Annotated in this window: 21 protein-coding genes and 3 pseudogenes; 10 read left to right on the forward strand and 14 right to left on the reverse strand. The window is 59.7% G+C overall.

Features of this window, described 5'->3' with window-relative positions:
* Positions 1-13: 13 nt before the first annotated feature.
* The 3 genes and pseudogenes from VDP81_RS14120 to rlmD all read left to right on the forward strand — a co-directional run bounded on the left by VDP81_RS14120 (position 14) and on the right by rlmD (position 2960).
* Positions 14-868: a peptidoglycan DD-metalloendopeptidase family protein gene (locus VDP81_RS14120; protein ID WP_322995251.1), complete on the forward strand. Its 855-nt coding sequence runs from the start codon at positions 14-16 to the stop codon at positions 866-868.
* Positions 865-1645: pseudogene (locus VDP81_RS14125) on the forward strand (3'-5' exonuclease). The gene VDP81_RS14120 and the pseudogene VDP81_RS14125 overlap by 4 nt, the downstream one beginning before the upstream one ends.
* A complete protein-coding gene (rlmD, locus tag VDP81_RS14130; protein ID WP_416233263.1) occupies positions 1638-2960 on the forward strand; it encodes a 23S rRNA (uracil(1939)-C(5))-methyltransferase RlmD in 1323 nt (440 codons plus the stop codon). Before VDP81_RS14125 ends, rlmD begins: the two are co-directional and overlap by 8 nt.
* 38 nt (positions 2961-2998) lie before the next feature.
* Here the strand turns inward: rlmD and argH are convergent.
* Positions 2999-4415: pseudogene (gene argH, locus VDP81_RS14135) on the reverse strand (argininosuccinate lyase).
* 102 nt (positions 4416-4517) lie between these two features.
* On the opposite strand from argH, the gene VDP81_RS14140 reads away from it, so the two are divergent.
* Positions 4518-4856, forward strand: a complete 339-nt coding sequence (locus tag VDP81_RS14140) for a P-II family nitrogen regulator (RefSeq protein WP_322995249.1) — start codon at positions 4518-4520, stop codon at positions 4854-4856.
* On the opposite strand, the gene VDP81_RS14145 is transcribed toward VDP81_RS14140, so the two are convergent.
* Positions 4795-5403, reverse strand: coding sequence for a chorismate--pyruvate lyase family protein (locus VDP81_RS14145; RefSeq protein WP_322995248.1), 609 nt, complete (start codon positions 5401-5403; stop codon positions 4795-4797). The two genes, VDP81_RS14140 and VDP81_RS14145, sit on opposite strands and share 62 nt — an antisense overlap.
* 44 nt (positions 5404-5447) lie before the next feature.
* On the opposite strand from VDP81_RS14145, the gene VDP81_RS14150 reads away from it, so the two are divergent.
* Entirely contained in the window at positions 5448-6179 is a 732-nt protein-coding gene (locus VDP81_RS14150) for a pseudouridine synthase (RefSeq protein ID WP_322995247.1), read from the forward strand.
* Here VDP81_RS14150 and VDP81_RS14155 read toward each other — a convergent pair.
* Positions 6152-7123, reverse strand: a complete 972-nt coding sequence (locus VDP81_RS14155; protein WP_322995246.1) for a 23S rRNA (adenine(2030)-N(6))-methyltransferase RlmJ — start codon at positions 7121-7123, stop codon at positions 6152-6154. The two genes, VDP81_RS14150 and VDP81_RS14155, sit on opposite strands and share 28 nt — an antisense overlap.
* 10 nt (positions 7124-7133) lie before the next feature.
* Entirely contained in the window at positions 7134-7901 is a 768-nt protein-coding gene (gene ugpQ, locus VDP81_RS14160) for a glycerophosphodiester phosphodiesterase (RefSeq protein ID WP_322995245.1), read from the reverse strand.
* A gap of 214 nt (positions 7902-8115) precedes the next feature.
* On the opposite strand from ugpQ, the gene VDP81_RS14165 reads away from it, so the two are divergent.
* Positions 8116-10203: a SurA N-terminal domain-containing protein gene (locus tag VDP81_RS14165; protein WP_323012643.1), complete on the forward strand. Its 2088-nt coding sequence runs from the start codon at positions 8116-8118 to the stop codon at positions 10201-10203.
* A gap of 248 nt (positions 10204-10451) precedes the next feature.
* Here the strand turns inward: VDP81_RS14165 and VDP81_RS14170 are convergent, their stop codons facing one another.
* From VDP81_RS14170 to VDP81_RS14200, 7 genes are all read right to left on the reverse strand, one after another.
* Positions 10452-12716 carry a bifunctional (p)ppGpp synthetase/guanosine-3',5'-bis(diphosphate) 3'-pyrophosphohydrolase gene (locus VDP81_RS14170; RefSeq protein WP_322995243.1) on the reverse strand — a complete coding sequence of 755 codons (2265 nt, stop codon included), beginning with the start codon at positions 12714-12716 and terminating at the stop codon, positions 10452-10454.
* Positions 12717-12733: 17 nt separating this feature from the next.
* Positions 12734-12937, reverse strand: a complete 204-nt coding sequence (rpoZ, locus tag VDP81_RS14175; RefSeq protein WP_322995242.1) for a DNA-directed RNA polymerase subunit omega — start codon at positions 12935-12937, stop codon at positions 12734-12736.
* A gap of 27 nt (positions 12938-12964) precedes the next feature.
* Positions 12965-13606, reverse strand: a complete 642-nt coding sequence (gene gmk / locus VDP81_RS14180; protein WP_322995241.1) for a guanylate kinase — start codon at positions 13604-13606, stop codon at positions 12965-12967.
* A gap of 15 nt (positions 13607-13621) precedes the next feature.
* Complete coding sequence (locus VDP81_RS14185; protein ID WP_323012644.1) at positions 13622-13954, reverse strand: hypothetical protein; 333 nt, start codon at positions 13952-13954, stop codon at positions 13622-13624.
* Positions 13955-13999: 45 nt separating this feature from the next.
* Positions 14000-14785, reverse strand: coding sequence for an exodeoxyribonuclease III (gene xth / locus VDP81_RS14190; RefSeq protein ID WP_322995390.1), 786 nt, complete (start codon positions 14783-14785; stop codon positions 14000-14002).
* A 125-nt stretch (positions 14786-14910) separates the two neighbouring features.
* Positions 14911-15048, reverse strand: a complete 138-nt coding sequence (locus tag VDP81_RS14195; RefSeq protein WP_323012645.1) for a transcriptional regulator — start codon at positions 15046-15048, stop codon at positions 14911-14913.
* 797 nt (positions 15049-15845) lie between these two features.
* Entirely contained in the window at positions 15846-16166 is a 321-nt protein-coding gene (locus VDP81_RS14200) for a hypothetical protein (protein ID WP_323012646.1), read from the reverse strand.
* A gap of 17 nt (positions 16167-16183) precedes the next feature.
* Here VDP81_RS14200 and VDP81_RS14205 point away from each other — a divergent pair, with 17 nt between their 5' ends.
* The 3 genes and pseudogenes from VDP81_RS14205 to VDP81_RS14215 form a co-directional block, all read left to right on the forward strand.
* Positions 16184-16453, forward strand: coding sequence for a BrnT family toxin (locus tag VDP81_RS14205; protein WP_323012647.1), 270 nt, complete (start codon positions 16184-16186; stop codon positions 16451-16453).
* Positions 16437-16709, forward strand: coding sequence for a BrnA antitoxin family protein (locus VDP81_RS14210; protein ID WP_323012648.1), 273 nt, complete (start codon positions 16437-16439; stop codon positions 16707-16709). The genes VDP81_RS14205 and VDP81_RS14210 overlap by 17 nt, the downstream gene beginning before the upstream one ends.
* Positions 16710-16741: 32 nt before the next feature.
* Positions 16742-16957 (forward strand): annotated as a pseudogene (locus VDP81_RS14215) (DUF4372 domain-containing protein); the annotation flags it as partial.
* Between the two features lie 83 nt (positions 16958-17040).
* Here the strand turns inward: VDP81_RS14215 and VDP81_RS14220 are convergent.
* From VDP81_RS14220 to VDP81_RS14230, 3 genes are read right to left on the reverse strand one after another with little or no spacing between them, the layout of a single operon-like run.
* Entirely contained in the window at positions 17041-17412 is a 372-nt protein-coding gene (locus VDP81_RS14220; protein ID WP_323012649.1) for a pyrimidine dimer DNA glycosylase/endonuclease V, read from the reverse strand.
* Between the two features lie 23 nt (positions 17413-17435).
* A complete protein-coding gene (locus VDP81_RS14225) occupies positions 17436-18599 on the reverse strand; it encodes a PQQ-dependent sugar dehydrogenase (RefSeq protein ID WP_323012650.1) in 1164 nt (387 codons plus the stop codon).
* Positions 18600-18642: 43 nt separating this feature from the next.
* Positions 18643-19644 (reverse strand): cytochrome-c peroxidase, encoded by a 1002-nt coding sequence (locus VDP81_RS14230; protein WP_416233264.1) that lies wholly within the window; start codon positions 19642-19644, stop codon positions 18643-18645.
* 183 nt (positions 19645-19827) lie between these two features.
* Between VDP81_RS14230 and VDP81_RS14235 the strand changes: the two genes are divergently transcribed.
* Entirely contained in the window at positions 19828-20943 is a 1116-nt protein-coding gene (locus VDP81_RS14235; RefSeq protein WP_323012651.1) for a J domain-containing protein, read from the forward strand.
* Positions 20944-20949: the final 6 nt, after the last annotated feature.

Genomic DNA, 20949 nt, shown 5'->3' on the forward strand with positions numbered 1-20949 from the left:
GTAGGAGAACCACATGCACGATGGGACGCTGGTGACAGATGCTCCAACCCCCCAATCATTGCGCACAGAGCGCTTTTTGTCGCCGGGCCGCTCCACGCCCAAGGCGCCGCGTGGGGGCCGCCATATTCTGCTGCTGGCTGCCGTGCTGTCTGCTGTTGCTCTGGCAGGCTGCGCTTCGCGCTCACAGCGCGCCCCGGTAGCAGACCATTCCAGTGGATCGTCTACCCAGGCGGCCAGCGGTACTTATGTCGTGCGCTCTGGCGATACGCTGTATAAGATCGCTCAGGCCCATGGCATGGAGGTCTCGCGCCTGGTGCAGCTGAATAACATCACCGATCCCTCGCAACTGGCGATTGGCCAAATGTTGCGTCTGGACGCCAGTACGCCACAGCCCACCGGCGGGGCTGCCACGACCGTGGCGACGCCGGTGACGACGCCCGGCAGCAGCGCCGGCACGCCTGCGGCGCCTGTCAGCACCAGTGCTGCACGCGCCAGCGATGCAAACCTGGTGTCATGGGGCTGGCCGGCCGAGGGCAAGATCATCCAGGGATTTACCAGCAACACCAAGGGTATCGACATTGAGGGCCAGGCTGGCGCACCGGTGTTGGCGGCAGCCGATGGCAAGGTCTTGTATGCCGGCAATGGCGTGCGCGGGCTGGGCAATCTGATTCTGCTGGGTCATAGCAATGGCTTTATCACTGCCTATGCCCATAACCAGACCCTGTTGGTCAAGACCGGCAGTGCCGTCAAAAAAGGCGTCAAGGTCGCCACCATCGGCCAGACCGACACCACATCGCCGCGCCTGCACTTCGAGGTCCGGCGCAGTGGCACCCCGGTTAATCCCTTGTCCTATCTTCCCGCCCGATGATTCCCACCCTGGTCTTTGATCTGGAAACCATCCCGGATGCCGCCGGTTTGCGGCGTCTGAATCCCCAGTGGGCGGAGCTGCCGGACGCTGACCTGATTGAAGCGGCGCTGGCTCAGCGCCGCGAAACCCACGGCAATGATTTTTTGCCGCTGCATCTGCAGCAGGTGGCCGTCATCGGTTGCGCTTTTCGCGATGATCAGGGCTTTCGGGTACGGACCATTGGTCAGGCAGATGATCCGGAATCTGCCTTGATTACCGGCTTTTTCAAGACCATCGGCCATTACACCCCCACCTTGGTCAGTTGGAATGGGTCTGGTTTTGATCTGCCGGTGCTGCATTACCGCAGTCTGATTCACGGGGTGGCCGCACCACGTTATTGGGATACCGGCGAGGACGACCGTGATTTCCGTTTCAACAACTACCTGAATCGCTATCACACGCGTCATGTGGACTTGATGGATGTGCTGGCGAAATTCAATGGTCGCGCCAATGCGCCCCTGGACCAGTTGGCCAAGCTCTGTGGTTTCCCCGGCAAGCTCGATATGGATGGTGGGCAGGTCTGGCAGGCCTGGCATGCCCGGCCAGCGCGATCATGTACGCAATTACTGCGAGACCGACGTGGTCAATACCTGGCTGGTGTACTGTCGCTATCGCCTGATCAAGGGCGAACTCGACCCGGTCTCTTATGCCGCCGAACTGGATTTGGTGCGCAATACCCTGGCGGGCATCGATGCCCCTCACTGGAAAGAATTTCTCTCTGCCTGGACCCATGCCTGAACCCATTTTGCATACCCTGGATATCGAGTCCCTGGATCTTGAGGGACGGGGCATTGCCCACCACGACGGCAAAGTTGTTTTTGTGGATGGGGCGCTGCCCGGTGAACGCGTGGTGGCACGCATCACCCGTCGTAAGCCCTCCTACGATAAAGCCCAGCTAGAGTCCGTGCTGCGGGCTTCGAGCCAGCGCGTCACGCCCCCTTGTCCGCATTTTGGCGTCTGTGGCGGCTGTGCCATGCAGCACCTGGACCCAGCTGCCCAGATGGCCGTCAAGCAACGCGCCCTGGAGGACGCCTTGGCGCATCTGGGCAAGGTGACCCCAGGCCAGATCCTGCCCGCCATGCAAGGGCCGGATTGGGGCTATCGCCATCGTGCGCGCCTGTCGGTGCGTCTGGTGCACAAAAAAGGCGGCGTACTGGTCGGATTTCGTGAACGGCGCGGCAGCTATGTGGCCGATATTCACGAATGCCGGGTCTTGCCGCCGCATGTATCGGCGTTGCTGGTGCCTTTGCGCGGGCTGGTGGGCGGACTGTCGCGACCGGACCGCATTCCTCAGATCGAGGTGGCCGTGGGCGACCAGGCCACCGTGCTGTGCCTGCGCCACATGGAACCCCTGACGGACGCAGACCTGCTGCGCCTGCGTGATTTCGCGGGCATGCACAACATCATCTGGTGGTTGCAGCCCAAGGGGCCGGAGACCGCGCATCCCCTGGACCCAGCCCAGCTGGATGCCCTGGCTTATGCGCTGCCGGCCTATGGCTTGCGCATGCACTACCGGCCAGCGGACTTTACCCAGGTCAATCCATTCATCAACCAGACCCTGATTGCGCGGGCCTTGATGCTGCTGGATGTGCAGCCGCAGGATCGGGTCGCGGACTTATTCTGTGGACTGGGGAATTTCAGCCTGCCATTGGCCACCCAGGCTCGTCAGGTCTTGGGTATCGAGGGCAGTGCCACCTTGGTGGCCCGGGCGCGCGAGGATGCGATGCGCCAGGGTCTGGCCGAACGCACGGAATTTACTGAGCTGAATTTATTCGAGGTTGACGCAGACTGGCTGCGCAGCCTGGGCTATTTTGATCTGATGCTGATTGATCCGCCCCGCGAGGGGGCTTTTGCCGTGGCCCAGGCCTTGGCCGTCTTGGCGCCGACAGAGCGTCCGCGCCGGGTGGTGTATGTGTCCTGTAATCCTGCCACCTTGGCGCGCGATGCCGGCTGTTTGGTGCATGACGGAGGCTGGACACTACGTGCGGTGGGGGCGGTGAATATGTTTCCGCACACGGCGCACGTCGAGTCCATTGCCGTTTTCGAGCCCTAAGGACTCTCTGAATACAGAGGGTTCTTAAGACCGCATCATCAGGCTTTTTTGGTGTCCAGGATGAGTTGGGCTTCGATGCGGACGCGTTCGGGGGCGGTGCCGCCGATGTGCTTGCGGGCCGCTACCGAACCTTCCAGGGTGAGCACCTGGAAGACATCGTCGTCGATATCCTGGTGAAATGCGCGTAAATCAGCCAATGACAGGTCGGCCAGATCGCAGCCGCGTTGCTCGCAAGAACGCACCGCAAGCGCCACGGTTTCGTGGGCATCCCGAAATGGCAGCCCGCGTTTGACCAGGTAGTCGGCCAGATCCGTCGCCGTGGCGTAGCCCTGCATGGCGGCAGCCCGCATGGCAGCGGGGTTGACCTGTACCCCACCCATCATGTCGACAAAAATCGTCAGCGTATCGCGGATGGTGTCGGCGGTGTCGAACAGACCTTCTTTGTCTTCCTGGTTGTCTTTGTTGTAGGCCAGTGGCTGGCCCTTCATCAGGGTCAGCAAGGCGACCAGATGGCCATAGATGCGGCCTGTCTTGCCGCGTGCCAGTTCGGGCACGTCCGGATTTTTTTTTCTGCGGCATGATGGAGCTGCCCGTGCAGAAGCGGTCGGCCAGATCAATAAAGCCCACGCGGGGGCTCATCCACAGCACCAGCTCTTCGGATAGGCGCGAAATGTGCGTCATGATCAGGGCGGCGGCGGCGCAGAACTCGATGGCGAAGTCGCGGTCGGACACGGCATCCAGCGAATTGCGGCAGACCTCGTCGAAGTCCAGGCTGCGTGCCACGCGTTCGCGGTCGATGGGATAGGAAGTACCCGCCAGCGCAGCAGCGCCCAGCGGCAGGCGGTTCGTGCGGCGGCGGCAATCGATCAGGCGTTCGGCATCGCGGCCAAACATTTCGGCATAGGCCAGCAGATGGTGGCCAAAGGTAACCGGCTGGGCTACCTGCAGGTGGGTGAAGCCCGGCAGGATGGTGTCGGCGTGCTGCAGGGCCAGGGAGGCCAGGCGTCGACGCAGTTGGCCCAACAGGTCGATCGCCAGATCGATCTCGTGGCGCAGCCACAGGCGGATGTCGGTGGCGACCTGGTCGTTGCGCGAACGCCCGGTGTGCAGACGCTTGCCTGCGTCGCCGATGAGTTCAACCAGACGTTTTTCGATGTTCAGGTGCACGTCTTCCAGGTCCAGCGACCAGTTGAATTGGCCATTTTGGATTTCTTGCAAAATCCGGGCCATGCCGCGCTGGATGTCGCTCAGGTCTGCGGCGCTGATTACGCCGACCGCCGCCAGCATGTCGGCGTGAGCCAGCGAGCCCTGGATATCGAACTCGGCCATGCGCTGATCGAAATTGACCGATGCGGTATAGCGTTTCACCAAATCCGAGACCGGCTCGGAGAAGCGGGCCGACCAGGCCTGGGATTTATTATCGAACTGATTGTGGGATGAGGGGGTATTGGACATAGTGCGGGGATTATAGATTAGGCGGATGCGGACGGATTCGGGTGCTCCCTGAGCTATATTAAAGGTTTTCAGCGGGAACCGGACATCATGGCGCAGTCAGACATGAAGCAGATCACAGCGATAGTCAAACCCTTTAAGCTTGACGAGGTCCGCGAGGCGCTGTCCGATCTGGGCGTCAATGGCTTGACAGTGGCCGAGGTCAAGGGCTTCGGACGTCAGAAGGGACACACAGAACTCTATCGCGGCGCTGAATACGTCGTCGATTTTCTACCAAAAATCCGGATTGACGTGGTGGTGGCTGCCGATCAGACCGAAGGGGTGATTGATGCCATTATCCGTGCCGCGCGCACCGGCAAGATCGGTGATGGCAAGATTTTCGTCACGCCGGTCGAGCAGGTAGTGCGTATTCGCACAGGGGAAAGCGGCGTCGAGGCCCTGTAGCCCCCGATTGTCCCGCCAATGCCCAGAAGGTCGGCAAAAAATATTCAGCCACCAGCAATGGCTGGCCCAGGCGCATGAATACCGAATGCCGGGCCTCAACAGGGGCATTGGCCTGCGTTGTTGCCCCGGGAACGCCCGTCTGGTGCGCGTGCAGCCGCCCGAAGCGAAACGGGCTGCGCGCGATGCGGGGATCTTGGTACAGAATGTCGGCCAGCGGGCGACTGCCCAGGCCGCGCATGGCTTTCCAGGCCCCCAGGCAGCCATGCCAGGACGTAAAGCTGCAGGCCTGCACGCTGGGCAGGCCGTTGACTGTCATCAATATTTCACGCCACCAGATGGCGCTGCCGATCTGCAGGCCGGCTTCGGCGGCCCAGCTGGCCGGCAGTGCCAGCGTGGCCTCGCGGCAGACGAACAGCCGCACCTGGCCCAGCTTGCGCAGGCCTGCCGTCAGGGCACCGGGTTGGCATAGCCACGCCTGTTGCAGCGAGTCCAGATAAGGGGAGGGTGCGTTGCGCCATAGACGCGGACTGGCGGTTTTTGGGGTCATCGGGGCGACACGATAGCATGGCTGACGCTACAATATGCGCCATCATGGAACTAGTCAGAATATCAAAATTAATGGCCCAACGCGGCCTGTGCTCGCGGCGCGAGGCCGATGCCTATATCGAACGCGGCTGGGTGCGCGTCGATGGGCAGGTCGTCAACGAGCTTGGCACCAAGGCCCGGCCCAATGCCCATATCGCCCTGGAACGTCAGGCCGCTCGGCGCCAGACCGATAAGGCCACCATCATCCTGAACAAGCCCGTGGGCTATGTCTCGCACCAGGCGGACCACGGCTATCGGCTGGCAGCATCGTTGGTGCGCGCCGACACCCAGTTTCATGCGGATAAGGCCCGTCGACGCTTTGATCCTGCGCACCTCAGGGGCCTGGCCCCCGCTGGCCGCCTGGATATTGATTCCCAGGGCTTGCTGGTGCTGACCCAGGATGGCCGGGTGGCGCGCCAACTGATCGGCGATGATTCCGATCTTGAAAAAGAATATCTGGTGCGTGTCGATGGCCGACTGTCCGGCGGCGGGCTGGCTTTGCTGAATCATGGCCTGATGCTGGATGGTCAGGCGCTGCAACCCGCCAAGGTCCGCTGGCAGAACGAAGATCAATTGCACTTTATTTTGCACGAAGGCCGTAAACGCCAGATTCGCCGCATGTGCGAACAGGTCGGCCTGAAGGTCGTGGGCCTGAAACGGGTACGCATGGGCCAGGTCGTCCTGGGCGACCTGCCCATGGGCCAATGGCGTTATTTGCGCGAGGGTGAGCGCTTCTGAGGCCCTTTCCCGGATGCGCGAGAGCTGCCTGGATGGGGCTTGCCTGGCCTGTCCGTGGACGAACCCGGACCGAACTTGGTCGGGCGCGGGTCCTGGCTGGTGCTCAGGTTGAATCTGGCCTGGTCATCCTGGGCCAGGGCGGTTTTCAGCCACGGCAGGGCGGTGCGCAGTTCCGCCTCCAGGGTCCAGGGGGGATTCACCACGAATATGCCGCTGCCGTGCATGCCCAGACCATCGGCCGAGGGCTTGTGCACGGTCAGGCTGGCATTCAGCCAAGGGGCGCCTGGCAGGTGCTCCATCGAGCGCACCATTTCGTGTGCCTGGACACGCTGTATCAGGGGATACCAAACGATAAAGCAGCCTTGGGCAAAGCGTTGTAATCCACTGCGCAGTGCCTGCATGACTGAACGGTAATCGTGTTTGTCCTCGTAGGACGGGTCAATCACGATCAGCCCTCGGCGTGGCGGCGGCGGCAGCAGGCGATTCAGGCCCGTAAAGCCATCGCTGCGGGCGACGGCAACCTGCCGGGGCGATGCCTTGACTTGTCGGCGCAGGGTGTCTTCCAGTACCTGGCCTTCCGTGGGGTGCAGCTCGAATAGCCGCAGGCGATCCTGTGGGCGCATGGCATGCAGCGCCAGACAGGGAGAGCCGGGGTAAAGATTGGCCATGCCATCGGGGTTGAAGTCTTGTACGGCGCGTAGATAGCGCTCGACCAGAAGCGGGGGCTGTGGCTGGCCCAGCACACGGTCCAGGCCTTCGGTGACCTCGCCGCTTTGACCCGCCCACTCGCCGTTCAGGGCGTATAGCCCGGCGCCGGCGTGGGTGTCGATGACCCAATAGGGGGCATCTTTTTGGTTGAAATAATCCAGGATTTGCACCAGGATGGCGTGCTTCAGGACGTCGGCGTGGTTGCCGGCATGAAAGGCGTGGCGATAACTGAACATGGTGATGGACCTATCGGGCAGGGGTGGCGCCCGAGGGCAGAATCAAATCCAGGGCGTCGGTAAAAATGGCCTGACAGCCCCAGCCTAGCAGTTCGCGGGCACGATCCGCATCATTGACCGTCCAGATTGCCAGGGTGGCACCCTGGTCCAGGATCTCGCGCACCAGGGTTTGGTCTGCGTATTGGGTGTCGATGTGCAGACCGATGCAGCCCAGGCCGATCTGGCGTGTCCGCCAGTCTGCGGGCACCGGCCCTTCGATCAGCAGGGCGCGCGGTAGTTCAGGCGCCGCCGTGCGGGCGGATTCCAGGGCGGTTTCGGAAAAGGATGACAGCAGTGGCGGCAAGGTGGCTTCGGCCCATAGCCGGGCGGCTGCTTGGGCCACGGCCTGGCCGGTCTTGGCGTCGTGGCCGGTGGTGGGCTTGAGCTCGATGTTGCTGTGCATGCCATGGGCCTGGGTGTAGCGGGCAATGGACAGCAACGAGGGGGCGGGCTCGCCGGCGAAGTCGGCCCCATGCCAACTGCCAAAATCAAATTGAGAGAGCGCGCTCCAGCCTAGCTGGCTGGCCAACCCCAGGCCATTGCTGGTGCGATCGATCCGGTCGTCATGCAGCAGGAAGGCGACTTCATCCAGGCTGAGCTTGACGTCGTATTCGGCCATCCGGTAGCCATGTGCCACCCCGGTACGCATGGCCGCCAGCGTGTTCTCCGGGGCCAGGCTGCCACCGCCACGGTGGGCAATAAAGGCAGGCCAGGGCCAGGCGGGATGGGAAGTGCTCATGAGATTGCGCCAACTAGGTAAGAGAATCTGCCATTCTACCGTCTGCCCGTCGTCAACAGATTGTTCTTGGCTGCGCAGTCCAGGTTTCGGGATGGTAAACTGCGTGTCAATTTCGGCTGTCAATTCGGTCAGTCGGCGAAGGCGGCTGTGTTCGCCTTTTTTGTTTCGGATGGTGCCGGCATTGCGTCAGGCATCTTCAGCAGGACCTACGCCCATGTTCGATTTTATTCGCACGCACCAGCGGCTGATGCAGCTGATTCTTCTGATTCTGGTGGTGCCGTCCTTTGTATTTTTAGGGATTAGTGGCTATTCCGTCGTCACGGCTGATCCTGCCGTGGCCGAGATCGGCACGCTGACTGTCACCAAGCAGGAATTCACCGAGGCTCAGCGCAATCAGCTGCAGCAGATGCAGGAAAGCAGCCAGGGGCGGTTTGATCCAGTTCTGCTGGATAATCCCCAGGCGCGCCAAGCCTTGCTCGATCAGCTGATCGACCGCAAGGTCCAGATTGCCCTGGCCACCAACGAGCGCTTCAGCGTGTCAGACAATGCGCTGCGCCGTGCGATTGCGGCCATGCCGCAGCTGCAGGTGGACGGCCAGTTTTCCGCCGACCGCTACCATGAGGTCCTGGAGTCCGTGGGCCTGAATCCGCGCGATTTCGAAGCCAGCCAGCGGGCCGAGCTTGCCCTGGATACGGTGCTGGGGCCGGTGCGTGACACCGCGTCCTTGCCTGCCCCCGTGCTGGATGCCCTGAAGCGCGCCTTGACCGAAGAGCGCACGGTGCGGTTGCAGGTTTTTCCGGCGTCTGAATATCTGAAGAACGTTCAGATCACAGCGGACGACGTCAAGGCCTGGTACGACAGCCATCAGGATGCCTTGCGTCTGCCGGATCAGGTCGCCATCGATTATCTAGTGCTGGACGAGGCTGCGGCAGTCGCCAGCGTGCCCACCATCAGCGATGACCAACTGCAGGATTACTACGAGCAAAACAAGACGCGCTACGTGGTGCCTGCACGGGTCAACGTCAGCCATATCCTGGTGAAGCTGCCCGCCGGGGCCTCCGACGAGGCCTCCAAGGCCGCCCTGGCCAGTGCCCAGGAAATTACGCGTCGTGCGCGGGCCGAACCTGCGCAGTTTGCTGAACTTGCCCGCAAGGAATCCCAGGATGCCGGCACTGCTCGCGATGGCGGGAATCTGGGCTGGGTGCAGCGCGGGACTTTGCCCCTGCCGATGGAACAATCCGTCTTTGCGCTGAAGCAGGGCGATATCTCTGATCCGGTCAAAGGCCCCGACGGCTATCACGTCTTTATCGCCAACCAGGTTCAGCCTGAAAAAGGCGAGACCTTCGAAGAGGCCCGCACCAAGGTCGAGGCCGAGGTGCGCCGGCAACTGGCAGCCGATCAGTTCGCCGACATGGCGACCAAGCTGACCAGCCTGGTCTATGACAATCCGTCCAGCCTGGAGCCCGCCGCCAAAGATCTGGGCCTGCAGGTACGCCATGCCCAGGGTATTGCGCGCGACCGTCTGCTCAGTACCGAAGAAATCGGCCCGGATGCTGCCATGGCCTCGCCCGATGCGGCGATCTTGGGTGATGTGCGCGTGCGTCAGGCGCTGTTTAGCAGTCAGGTTTTGACTGACAAGCAAAACTCCGGCGTGATCGAAATCTCGCCCGATACCATGGCGGTCGTGCGGGTAGGCGAACTCATCCAGTCGCATGTCCCGCCCCTGGAGAAGGTCGAGCCCTATATCCAGGAACAGCTTAAGGACGAACGCGCCCAGGCTGCCGCCGTGGCTGCAGGCCAGGAAGCTCTGGCTGCCATTCAGGCCCAGTCTGCTGTGTCCGCTGCAGATAATGCAAAGCCGACCAATGCGGTAGCGCCCACCGAGGCAGCAGTTGCGGATAGTGCGAAGTCGGCCGATGTAGCAGCATCCACCGAGACGGCCGCTGCGGATCAGCCGGTGAAAACGGCTGAAGGCTTTGATGCGCCGGTCACGGTCAGCCGCCTGGATCCGGCCGGGCTGGGCAAAATCGTCCTGGATGCTGTCTTTGCCATCGATGCCGATACACTGCCCGCTTACGGGGGGGTGTCAGTCCCTCAGGCCTATGTCATTGTGCAGCTGGATCATGTCACGCCGGGCACGACGGACAAGCCAGCTCTGGATGGCCTGGGAGCCCAGTTGGCCCAGGTCTGGGGCAGTGTCGAGCAACAGGCCTTGATGGTGGACTTGCGCCAGGCCATGGGTGTTAAGACCACCGAGGATGGCAAAAAACTTATTGCTGAAGGCGCTGGGGGCTCGAACTAAGGTTCTGTTGCGCTTGGATAAATCAAAAACAGCCCTCGCGGGCTGTTTTTGATTGAGGGGGCAGACTCTCTTGGCTAGAGGCGCTCTTTCCACCGCGCGCCTTGCAAGGCGCTTGGATAAAATAGGCACAAAAAGGGTTCTCGAGGGACTCTCTTGGCTAGAGGCGTTTTTTCCACCGCGCGCCTTGCAAGGCGCTTGGATAAAATAGGCACAAAAAGGGTTCTCGAGGGACTCTTTTTGGTCCGATTTTATCCCTTGGCTCTGACTATTTTTTGGACTTGGGGGACGTGCCGGATGGCGCGGATGACCTGGGCCAGGTGTTTACGGCTGTCCACTTGCACGGTCAGGTGCAGCAGGGCCGTAGCGGCGGCCTCGTCGGGCATGGTCAATTGGGTGATGTTGGAATCTGCCTCGGTGACTTCGGCAGCTAAACGGCCTAGTACGCCGCGCTCGTTGAGAACCGTGATATCCAGGCGCGTCGACAGGTGGCGGGCCGTGTTGACATCCCAAATAACGGGAATCCAGCGTTCGGGTTCTTTAGTCTGCTGTCGCAAGGCCACGGGGCAGTCGGTCATGTGGACCACCAGGCCGTGGCCCAGGCGGATGCCGCCGATGATGGCGTCGCCCGGCAGGGGGCCGCAGCAGGGGGCCAGTTGGACGGCCTGACCTTCGTTGCCGTGAATGACAATCGGGGCGCTGGTGGCTGAGTTGAACTCGTCCACCGCCATGGCGGTGGTTTCCAGCATGGGGTTTTCGGGGGCGAAGCGTCGCGCCACGACGGCGGCCAGGCGTTTCCCCAGACCGATGTCGGCCAGAATTTCAGTGCGCGATGCGCCGCCGGAACCCTTGGCCAGGCGTTCCCACTGGGGGTCGTCGTCTTTGGGGTAGGGAATGGCCAACTGGTCAAAGGCTTGGTTCAGCAGACGCCGCCCGAAGGCAATGGATTCCTCGTAGCGTTCGGTGCGTAGATAGTGTCGGATTTCGGAACGCGCCCGCCCGGTGCGTACATAATTCAGCCATTGGGCACTGGGCCGCGAGGCCGCCGAGGTCATGATCTCGACCGCGTCCCCGCTGTGAAGTTCAGTGCGCAGGGGGGCGTAGTCGCCGTTGATTTTGCAGGCGACCGAATGGTTGCCGACATCGGTGTGGATGGCGTAGGCAAAGTCCACGGGGGTGGCACCGCGTGGCAGAGACAGGATTTTGCCTTGGGGGGTGAACACATACACGGCATCGGGGAACAGGTCGACTTTGACGTGTTCCAGGAATTCGCCGGAATCACCGGTCTGGTTTTGAATGTCCAGCAGGGATTGCAGCCATTGGTGGGTGCGTTTCTGGAGATCGTTGAGGGAGGTGCCCTGTTCTTTATAGAGCCAGTGTGAGGCCACGCCTTCTTCGGCGACGTGATCCATGTCGCGGGTACGGAACTGAAATTCGATCGGGGTGCCGAAAGGCCCGATCAGGGTGGTGTGCAGGGACTGGTAGCCATTGATTTTTGGAATGGCGATGTAGTCTTTGAATTTCCCGGGAACCGGGCGGTAGAGCTGGTGCAAGGTGCCCAGGGCCAGATAGCATTCGGGCAAAGTGTGTACCACGATGCGAAAGCCATAGATATCCAGCACATCCGAAAAGGATTTTTTTTGCTGGACCATCTTTTTATAGATGCCGTAGAGCGTTTTTTCTCGGCCACTGACCTCGGCATCCAACCCGGCGGCGGGCAGGGCGGAACGCACGGACTCGGCGATTTTTGTGATGACCTCGCGACGGTTGCCACGGGCTGCCATCATGGCTTTGTGCAGGACGACGTAGCGGTTGGGAAAGGCCGCCTTGAAGCAACGATCCTGGAGTTCCCGGAATAGTGCGTTCAGGCCCAGACGATGCGCAATCGGCGTGTAGATATCCAGGGTTTCGCGGGCCACCCGTCGGCGCTTATCCTGAGGGACGGCATCCAGCGTGCGCATATTGTGTAGGCGGTCAGCGAGCTTGATCAGGATGACGCGCACGTCGCGTGCCATGGCCAAGAGCATTTTGCGAAAGGATTCTGCTTGTTGCTCGGCCTTGGTGGCGTATTCCAGGCGTTCCAGTTTTGTCAGGCCGTCGACAATGTCGGCAACGTCCGGACCGAATTTTTCGGCAAGTTCTTGTTTGGTGACGTTCTGGTCTTCGATGACGTCATGCAGCAAGGCCGCCATGAGCGAATCCGCATCGAGTTTCCAGCCAGCGCAGATCTCGGTGACCGCAATCGGGTGGGAGATATAGGGTTCGCCGCTTTCGCGGAACTGGCCCAGGTGGGCGTTATCGGCAAAACGGTAGGCTTCGCGCACACGCTCGATGTCGCGCGGCGACAAATAGCCGGAAATAATCTGCTGCAGCCCCGCCAAAGAAGCAATCGGACTGGGGGCTGCTGCGGGCACAGAGGCCGGGGCATTATGGGGCTTCCGGCGGCGCAGCCGAGGGCCCTTGCGCAAGACCGCAAGCAAGCCGGACGATGCACCACGTATCCCGGAAAATGCCATAGGGCCCTCTTGTGTGATTAGGTTGGGACTTTGCGCAGCATCTCGGTGCCCACCTGGGCCTGAGCGATTTCGCGCAGGGCGGTGACGGTGGGCTTATTGTGGCTTTCGATGCGCGATTCGTGACCCTGGGCGAGTTCGCGGGCGCGATAAGTGGCCGCCAGGGTCAGGTCAAAACGGTTAGGGATCTGCTGCAGGCAGTCTTCGACGGTGATACGAGCCATAAATGATATTTTCCGGGTCAGCGAGCGTTAGTTGGAGAGGGGTTTGCGTATGCCTAATTGCATGAATAAATCCGCGTGGCGGGCAGACTGCGCCGTATAACGCAGACGCGCTGCAGCAACAACCTGCTGCAACTGTTGTAAGGCAATGCTAAAGTCTTGATTAATAATAACATATTCGCAGTCTGATGCGTGCGCCATCTCGCCCCCTGCGGCCAGCAGACGACGGGCAATGACTTGGGGCGCATCCTGTCCACGTTTATTGAGACGGGTTTCCAGCGCCTCGATGGAGGGCGGCAGAATGAAGACCCCCAGTGCCTGGGGGTAATGCTGGCGGACTTGGCGGGCGCCTTGCCAGTCGATTTCCAGAATGATATCGGTGCCTGCGCCAATCGCCTGGGCGACGCGGTCCCTGGGGGTGCCATAGTAATTGCCGTGGACCTCGGCCCATTCCAGCATGTCGCCGCGTTCGCGGAGCGCCTGAAAGCTGTCTACCGAGACAAACCGATAGTGTTCGCCGTCGATTTCGCCGGGACGCGGTGCGCGCGTGGTGCAGGACACCGACAGAGACAAGTGGCTGTCTTGGGCCAGCAAGGCGTTGACCAGACTGGATTTACCCGCCCCGCTGGGGGCGACCACCATAAAAATATTGCCGGCTTGATGTGTCGTCATGGAATTACACCAAAATCAGGAAATGGCGATGTCGCCGGAGCTTTGACCGAATTCGGCCAAGGTATCGGCGTAGGCTTGCGGGCCTGTGCAGAGAAAAACGATGGTATCGCCTGGGCTGAGATTGAACAGCATGTCCTGGATTTGCTCGGAGGCATCGTCCGTATCGTGTATTGCCGCCACATGGACATTGCCATCGGCTTGAAAGCGCTCGGCGGGCACCAGACTGGCGACTTGTTCGACATCGGCAGGGCGCTGCGCCACATAGACACGAAAAGGCAGGTCTTCCAAGGTGATATCCAGCACCATGCCCTGGTCCAGGAGAGAGATCAATTGGCTATTGAGAGGCATAAATCAGATGATATTGAATGATGCTGTCATTATAGACGGTCGATCTCAGGCCAGTTGGAACTGAGCCACGACTGGCGCGTGATCCGATGGCTTTTCCCAGCCTCGGGGGACCTTGTCCACCACGCATTCGGTGCAGCGGGCCGCCAGGCTGGCCGTAGCCAGGATATGGTCGATGCGCACGCCCGCATTGCGCCGGAAAGACATCTGGCGATAGTCCCACCAACTGAAGATCTTGGGTGCCTGGTCGAACAGGCGGAATGTGTCCGTCAGCCCCAGATCCAGCACAGCCTGCAGGGCGGCGCGCTCGGCATCCGACACCAGGATGCCGCCTGCCCAGGCCTCGGGGTCGTGTACGTCCGCATCAGTGGGGGCCACGTTGTAGTCGCCCAGGATCACCAGATCCGGGTGGGTGGCAATTTCTTGCTGCAGCCATAGCCGCAGGGCGGCAAACCATTCCAGCTTATAGGCGTATTTGTCGCTGTCCACCGCCTGGCCGTTGGGGCAGTAAGCGCTGATGACGCGCACAGGCTGGCCATTGGACCCCGGCAAAGTAGCCGCAATAATGCGCTGCTGCGGATCTTCGTAGCCGGGAATATTGCGCTGCACATCCTGAGGCGCCGCCTTGCTGATGATGGCCACGCCGTTGTAGGTTTTCTGGCCTGCCCAGCAGGCCTGATAGCCGATTTCCTGTAAGGCATCCAGGGGAAATTTTTCGCTGGGCAGCTTCAGTTCCTGCAGGCACAGCGCATCGACCGGGTTGGCCTGCAGCCAATCGATGACGTGTCCAAGACGGACATTGAGGGAATTGACGTTCCAGGTGGCGAGTTTCATTTGATGGATATTGCTGTTATTAATCAGATGGTTATCACATCACCACAAGCTGTGTTTTTGCGCTAGCTACCCAATTTGGGCCCAGTGGGTGTTTTTCTCTGTGTTGCGTGAATACGACTATGGTATCAGCACGGCGTCTTGTTTCGCTCGATCATGGCATGGAGGCTGGTGGTGGTAATGCCGCTGGATCGCTTGCCGATCTTGACCAGCCCCGGCTCGCTGTCATGGACCAGCCGATAAATGGTGGGCCGTGAGACCCCCATTTTTGCCTCAGCTACGTTGATGCGATAGAGCAGCGCTGGCGTTGCTGGGCAATCGCGTGCCACGTAATCGGGCAGGGCGCAGTATTTATCGCTTGTTACTTGTTAAAGAGCGGGTCTGCGACCGCCTGGACACCCGGCGGGTACTACCGCATCAACGCATCGCTATTTTTGCAACAAATCCTGCAAAAACTCCGACTCCGGCTTCACTGCAGAGATATGCAGTTGATCGCGGGCGCGGGTGCAGGCGACATACAGCAACTGGCGCTCGGTATTATAGGAGAGCAATGATGATTCTGGCAGCCGCTATGCCGATGACCGCGAGGCTCGCACATTTTCACTGGAGCGCTATCAGCTTTCCAGAGAACTTCCCAAGATTGTTCGAACGCTGGGTGTACGGCGTTGTGGCTTTGCCAAGGACGACAACTATGTGACGGTGGATCTGCCGGTGGTAGATGGCCAGTCCGTTCGGTATGCAGTATTCTTCAATGTGAAAGCTTGGGGGGAGCAGGGGACTGATAGTGTCCTGCTGGTTGTACAGAGCGCGTATGTGCTCAGTGCTGGAAAGCCGGATCCAGGCAAAGGCAAGGTGGGTTTCAATGTGCTTCTGGGCAGTGTGCTTCGAGGGCAGAGGCCCAGAAAGCCCAGATAGGTGCAGCGGAGCCCAAAAAAGCGAAGGCCCCAACAAATAGGGCCCCGTAGTCTGGAATCTGTTACCTCCGCACTGGGCGGAACCACTTGCGTGGCAGTCAACGCTTTTGCCCTATGGGCTCACCAGCTATTGCGTTGTTCGCATTGTCTCAAGTTGCTGCCTGGCTGTCAATGAGCATGATGACTTTTAGGAAGGTGGGCAGTAAGTCCGGGTTTACTGCCACGCCAACGCTGCGAACGCTGTCTGCCGTGAGCCGTGTCGCTGTGTCAATCTTGACTACGACCAGCGAGCCTTTGTTAGCCTTGTGATTTCCCTTGTTGTCGCACTCCTCGACTGGGAAAACACAACCCAGTGCATATGAGTCACGCACATTTGCAGCACAAAACAGCAGACGCAAAAAAGCCCGCTGGGCGGGCTGGTGATGTACGGATTTCGTCACTACAGAAGTACCTTGTTTATTGGTGTTCATGTAACTACAATAATTAAATGGAAATCACCTTCGACCCAGCCAAGGACAGCAGCAACCAGGGCAAGCACGGCGTCTCGCTGTCGTTGGTGCATGAGATCGACTGGTCCGAGGTGATGGCCAAGCCCGACACCCGCCAGGATTACGGCGAGGTTCGGGAAATCGGCTACGCGGTCATAGACGACCGCTTGTACTGCGTGGTGTTCACGCAGCGCGCCGACAAGATGCATGTCATCAGTCTGCGCAAGGCCAATTCACGAGAGGTGCGGAACTATGTCGAGCAAACGTAAACTGATCATGCCCACGCCCGAAGAGGACGCGGCAATCAATCGCGGCATTGCGGCAGATCCAGATACCTATGAACTGGGACCGGAAGAATTCAAGCAGCTGAAGCGAGTAGGACGCCCACGGCTGGAGTCGCCGAAAGTCGCCGTGACGATCCGCTACGATAAGGCGGTGATCGATGCCTTCAAGGCTGGTGGTCCGGGCTGGCAGACCCGGATGAATGAGGCTTTGAAGAAGGCTGTGGCCAGGAAACATGCGTAGGCGTGAAGAAGCCGCCCTGGTGAATTGACCCCATGACGTTGGACGTTCTGTCTTGGACGGCATTTGCGCGGTACGTCAGTCGCTACGGCGGCGACAGGAGTGTTCGCAAGCTGATGTGCGCCGAGCAGTTTTGCGTGATGGCCTTTGCGCAGCTGACCTACAGGGAGAGCCTGCGCGACATCGAAGTCTGCCTGGCTGCGCAGAAGGACAAGCTCTGCCACATGGGCTTTCGCGAACCCATCAAACAAGACGCTCGTCTTCATCACCAGCCAGATGACACTGCCCAGTCCCACAGTCTGTGCGTTGTACCGCAACCGCTGGCAGCTCGAACCTATTTATTTCCGCTGCGTTCTTTGATCCTGGCTCGATTCAGGGCCATGGCCTCGCCGGTGGGTGTCCAGTCGCACCAGAACGCATCCGGTGCATCTGGGAAATCTTCCCGGCGTACGCCAGAGAACGTTGGCTTGTATCCGCGTTTCCTCATTTCGGCGATGAGTTCTGCGTGACGCTGGGCAAGGTAGCCCAGCCTCGTGTAGAAGAACAGCAAATGGCCTTTGCCGAGGGTGTATGTTGGTGGCTGCGATATATTCCCGCGATGAGCTGCTTTTTCTGCCAGCGCAAATACTCTGGGTAATTCCCGGTATTCGGCGATGAGATGGGGGCCGCTGAGTTCTTCGACAGGCACACAGTTAATTCGGGTCATCGCTTAACGCATTCCGTAAAAGCCTATTGCTGGACAGGGGGTGACAGTGGTATCAGCCTGAGCAAAGCGGCGGATGTGCCGTCTTCAATAAGCCAGATTGCTCCATCAGGGGCGACAGCCACGTCACGGATACGCTTGCCCAAGGACCAGCGATCTATTTGTTCGACGTGATTGGGCCCATCGACGCTCAGGCGCAGCAAGCCATTGGCGACCAGACCGCTGATCAGCAAGGAACCTTGCCATTCGGGAAACATTTTTCCGTCATAAAGCGCCATCCCTGAAGGGGCGATTACCGGAGTCCAGTACAACACAGGGGCTTGAAACTCGGGACGCGTTGCGTGTGCGTCGATCGGCCAGCCGCTGTAATGACGACCCTCGGAAACCTGCGGCCAGCCGTAGTTTTTGCCTGGGTCGATCCGATTGAGTTCATCGCCTCCCCGTGGCCCCATTTCGTGGGACCACAGCGTTCCGGCTGCGTCAAAAGTCAGTCCGTAAGGATTGCGATGGCCTGTAGACCAAGTCAGGGCGCGCACGCCGCCCTGGGCGGCGTAGGGGTTATCTGGTGGTATGGAGCCATCCAGGTTCATGCGCAGAATCTTGCCACGCGCCAGATCCGGGTCCTGGGCGGTGTCAGAGTCCTGACGCTCGCCGACAGTCAAAAACAAATGCTGGCCATCCGGCGAGAAGGCGATCTTGCTGCCAGGATGTCCGCCCTGGGCCGCAGCGTTTTGTCGCCACAGTATCTGAATATCCTGTAGCTGTGCAGCGCCTGCTGATTCTTGCAGCCGCGCACGGGCCAGCACCAGGACACCGCCTTCTGGTGCGGGTTCGACCCAGGTGAAATACAGCAATTGGTCTTGAGCGAAGGTGGGCGATGCCGCAACATCGTGCAGACCCGTCTGCCCCTTGGCACGGACCTTGGGCACACCCGTGATTTCGTGCATGACACCCGGTTTTTCGAACAAGTACATCTGGCCGGACTTTTCTGTGATGATCAGTCGTCCATCCGGCAAAAACGTCATGGCCCAGGGGGAATTCAGCGTGGCCATGTGTTGGATGGTGAAGGGCTGGGACGCGCTGGCCTGCAGTTCACCGGCATTGATCGGGTGGGGGGCAGCCGCCCAAGCGGGAATGCTCAGGCACGTCCATATCGCGGTGCAGACGACAAAGAAAAGACTGGGGCGCATAGTGGGCTGCTGTTGAAGAAGAATTGATAAAAGCGATCAGGCCTCAGGGTCCAAAAGGCGTAGGACGCGGGGTCAGGTCCGACGAAGGCGGCAGGATCGGCAACACGATCTCGGGTTGCTTGCCGGTCAGCGACTTCAAAAACGCGACAATCTGTGCGTTTTCCTCGGGAGTATAGTGTCTTCCCAGTTGCAGTCGGCCCATAATGTCCACGGCCTCAGTCAAGGTATTGACGGCCCCATCATGGAAATAGGGGTAAGTCAGCTCTACGTTGCGCAGCGTCGGTACCTTGAAGGTAAAGCGATCGGCATCCTGACCAGTGACGGCAACGCGTCCTTCAGCAGGGTTGTCGGTCTTGTAGGCCTCGATCACCCCCATTTTTTGGTATGAACGCCCCCCCAGGTTAGGGCCATTGTGGCAGGCCACACAGCCGCTGGTCTTGAATAGCTTGTAGCCATCCAGCGCCATGGGAGAAATCGCCTTCGGATCGCCTTTGAGCCAGAGATCAAACGGCGCATCCGGGGTCACCAGGGTTTCCTCGAAGGCGGCTACCGCGTCCGTGACATTCTCTATATTGATTTCAGGGGTTTTATAGACGGCGTCGAATTCTTCCACATATTGCGGAATTGAGGCCAGCAGCTCAACGGCCAGCTCGTGCGTGAAGGCCATTTCCATGGGGTTGGCGATGGGGCCGCCCGCTTGTTCACGCAGATTGCCGGCGCGCCCATCCCAGAATTGGGCAAGATTCAACGAGGAGTTGAGGACGGTCGGTGAGTTGATCGGGCCTTGCTGCCATTTGTCGCCAATCGAGGTGGCAAGGTTGTCCGACCCGCCAGTGCTCAGGTTATGGCAGGAGTTACAGGAAATAAATCCGGATTTGGATAGCCGAGGATCGAAGAATAGTTTTTTCCCCAATTCAATCTTGGCGGGATCGCCGATCTCTGGAAGGGGGATGGGCTCGATAGGCTCGTTGGTCTGCGCGTGCAAAGCACTGGCAAAGCCCATGACCAGTGCTATTCCCAGGATGCGAAGTTTTGGCTGCGTCATCGTGTTTCCCTATGTGGTTTATAACCATGTTGATAGAATGGTTATAGCTTATGGGAGTTCGGCTTTGCGGGGTTTGACCTAGCGCAAGAGACGTTGAGCCTGTCGTGGTTCAGGGCGGTGATGATGCATCCCCTTCCCAAAAACTACATACAATCATGGTCTATTTGTCACCGTTGCGCTTCGATGTCTTGTATCTCTGCTCAGATCCCATTGTTCGATGATTCTCAATCACAGAATCAGTTGGCCATTGTTGCCACAGTCGATTCCGTGCAATCCGACGATCCGGCTTATGCTGCTTTCCAACGTCTGGTGCGCCAGATCCATAAGCTCGACGCCGAGATTCTAGTCTGGAATGATTACCGGCCGCATTACAGCCAAAAAATTGCCAAGCAGTTGATGCCGCAGTTTGCTACCCTTCAGACGCTCAATCTGGCCCTGCTTCGTCAGATGGATGCTCATTTTTTGCAACAGGGCGCTATCCGGGGCAAGGTTCGCCGCAAGGTGCTGACCAACGCTATCCTGGAATTAGCGCGATCCCTGCTGGATCAGGACCCGGAGGACATAGTCGTTCAGGAAGTGACCGAACTGTATAACCGCTATAGCGACATCAGCCTGGCAGAGCAGGATCAGATGGATCGACTCATGGTGGTCGATCTGGTCGAAGCAGAATTCGGCATTCAACTGGATCCCGACGAACTCGAAGGCGATCTGTCTTCTGTACTGGCCCAGATGGCCGAACGGTTTCGGCAGGAACAGGCCCAAAACCCCCCATCTGGGCAGGCCCGCCGTCCATCTGCGCGCACGGCTGCCGCCCAGCAAGCCCGCCAGGCCGAGACCACGGCAGCACAGTTGTCTGTGCGCGATTTGTATCGTCGGCTGGCTAGCCATCTGCATCCGGACCGTCAGAGCGACCACCAGGATGAAACGACCCGTACAGTACTGATGCAGCGCGTCAATCAGGCCTATGACAGCAACAATCTGTTTGAGCTACTAAGCATCCAGTTGGAAATCCCCCAGACTCGTGCGACGGGGATAGCCGGTATCGAAACGGAACGTATTGCACACTATAACCACGCCTTGCGCCAGCAGGTGACGGCCCTTAAAGCACAGCTAGAAGGCCTGCGCGGTCAATATCGGCATCTTTTTCAGCACTCGCGCAAAATCCGTCCTGCCGATGTCGATCAGGCTATTCGACAGAAGCGGATTCACCTGAACAGCGTCATTGCTGATCTGCAAAACGAGGTTCGCAGGATTCGTGACCCTAAAGAACTGATAGTCATGCTGGACCTGTGGCGCTGACTGTGC

Source organism: Castellaniella sp., from assembly GCF_034675845.1.
Lineage (GTDB): Bacteria > Pseudomonadota > Gammaproteobacteria > Burkholderiales > Burkholderiaceae_B > Castellaniella.

Bases quoted from the DNA above. Each gene is read 5' to 3' on its own strand.
- VDP81_RS14195 (WP_323012645.1), bottom strand. From the start codon at position 15,048: ATGGGGGTCTCACGGCCCACCATTTATCGGCTGGTCCATGACAGCGAG.
- VDP81_RS14220 (WP_323012649.1), bottom strand. From the start codon at position 17,412: ATGACCCGAATTAACTGTGTGCCTGTCGAAGAACTCAGCGGCCCCCAT.
- xth (WP_322995390.1), bottom strand. From the start codon at position 14,785: ATGAAACTCGCCACCTGGAACGTCAATTCCCTCAATGTCCGTCTTGGA.
- VDP81_RS14225 (WP_323012650.1), bottom strand. From the start codon at position 18,599: ATGCGCCCCAGTCTTTTCTTTGTCGTCTGCACCGCGATATGGACGTGC.
- gmk (WP_322995241.1), bottom strand. From the start codon at position 13,606: ATGACGACACATCAAGCCGGCAATATTTTTATGGTGGTCGCCCCCAGC.
- VDP81_RS14200 (WP_323012646.1), bottom strand. From the start codon at position 16,166: ATGAACACCAATAAACAAGGTACTTCTGTAGTGACGAAATCCGTACAT.
- VDP81_RS14235 (WP_323012651.1), top strand. From the start codon at position 19,828: ATGTCTTGTATCTCTGCTCAGATCCCATTGTTCGATGATTCTCAATCA.
- VDP81_RS14230 (WP_416233264.1), bottom strand. From the start codon at position 19,644: ATGACGCAGCCAAAACTTCGCATCCTGGGAATAGCACTGGTCATGGGC.
- VDP81_RS14145 (WP_322995248.1), bottom strand. From the start codon at position 5,403: ATGACCCCAAAAACCGCCAGTCCGCGTCTATGGCGCAACGCACCCTCC.
- rpoZ (WP_322995242.1), bottom strand. From the start codon at position 12,937: ATGGCTCGTATCACCGTCGAAGACTGCCTGCAGCAGATCCCTAACCGT.
- ugpQ (WP_322995245.1), bottom strand. From the start codon at position 7,901: ATGAGCACTTCCCATCCCGCCTGGCCCTGGCCTGCCTTTATTGCCCAC.
- rlmD (WP_416233263.1), top strand. From the start codon at position 1,638: ATGCCTGAACCCATTTTGCATACCCTGGATATCGAGTCCCTGGATCTT.
- VDP81_RS14185 (WP_323012644.1), bottom strand. From the start codon at position 13,954: ATGCCTCTCAATAGCCAATTGATCTCTCTCCTGGACCAGGGCATGGTG.
- VDP81_RS14205 (WP_323012647.1), top strand. From the start codon at position 16,184: ATGGAAATCACCTTCGACCCAGCCAAGGACAGCAGCAACCAGGGCAAG.
- VDP81_RS14210 (WP_323012648.1), top strand. From the start codon at position 16,437: ATGTCGAGCAAACGTAAACTGATCATGCCCACGCCCGAAGAGGACGCG.
- VDP81_RS14150 (WP_322995247.1), top strand. From the start codon at position 5,448: ATGGAACTAGTCAGAATATCAAAATTAATGGCCCAACGCGGCCTGTGC.
- VDP81_RS14170 (WP_322995243.1), bottom strand. From the start codon at position 12,716: ATGGCATTTTCCGGGATACGTGGTGCATCGTCCGGCTTGCTTGCGGTC.
- VDP81_RS14140 (WP_322995249.1), top strand. From the start codon at position 4,518: ATGAAGCAGATCACAGCGATAGTCAAACCCTTTAAGCTTGACGAGGTC.
- VDP81_RS14155 (WP_322995246.1), bottom strand. From the start codon at position 7,123: ATGTTCAGTTATCGCCACGCCTTTCATGCCGGCAACCACGCCGACGTC.
- VDP81_RS14120 (WP_322995251.1), top strand. From the start codon at position 14: ATGCACGATGGGACGCTGGTGACAGATGCTCCAACCCCCCAATCATTG.
- VDP81_RS14165 (WP_323012643.1), top strand. From the start codon at position 8,116: ATGTTCGATTTTATTCGCACGCACCAGCGGCTGATGCAGCTGATTCTT.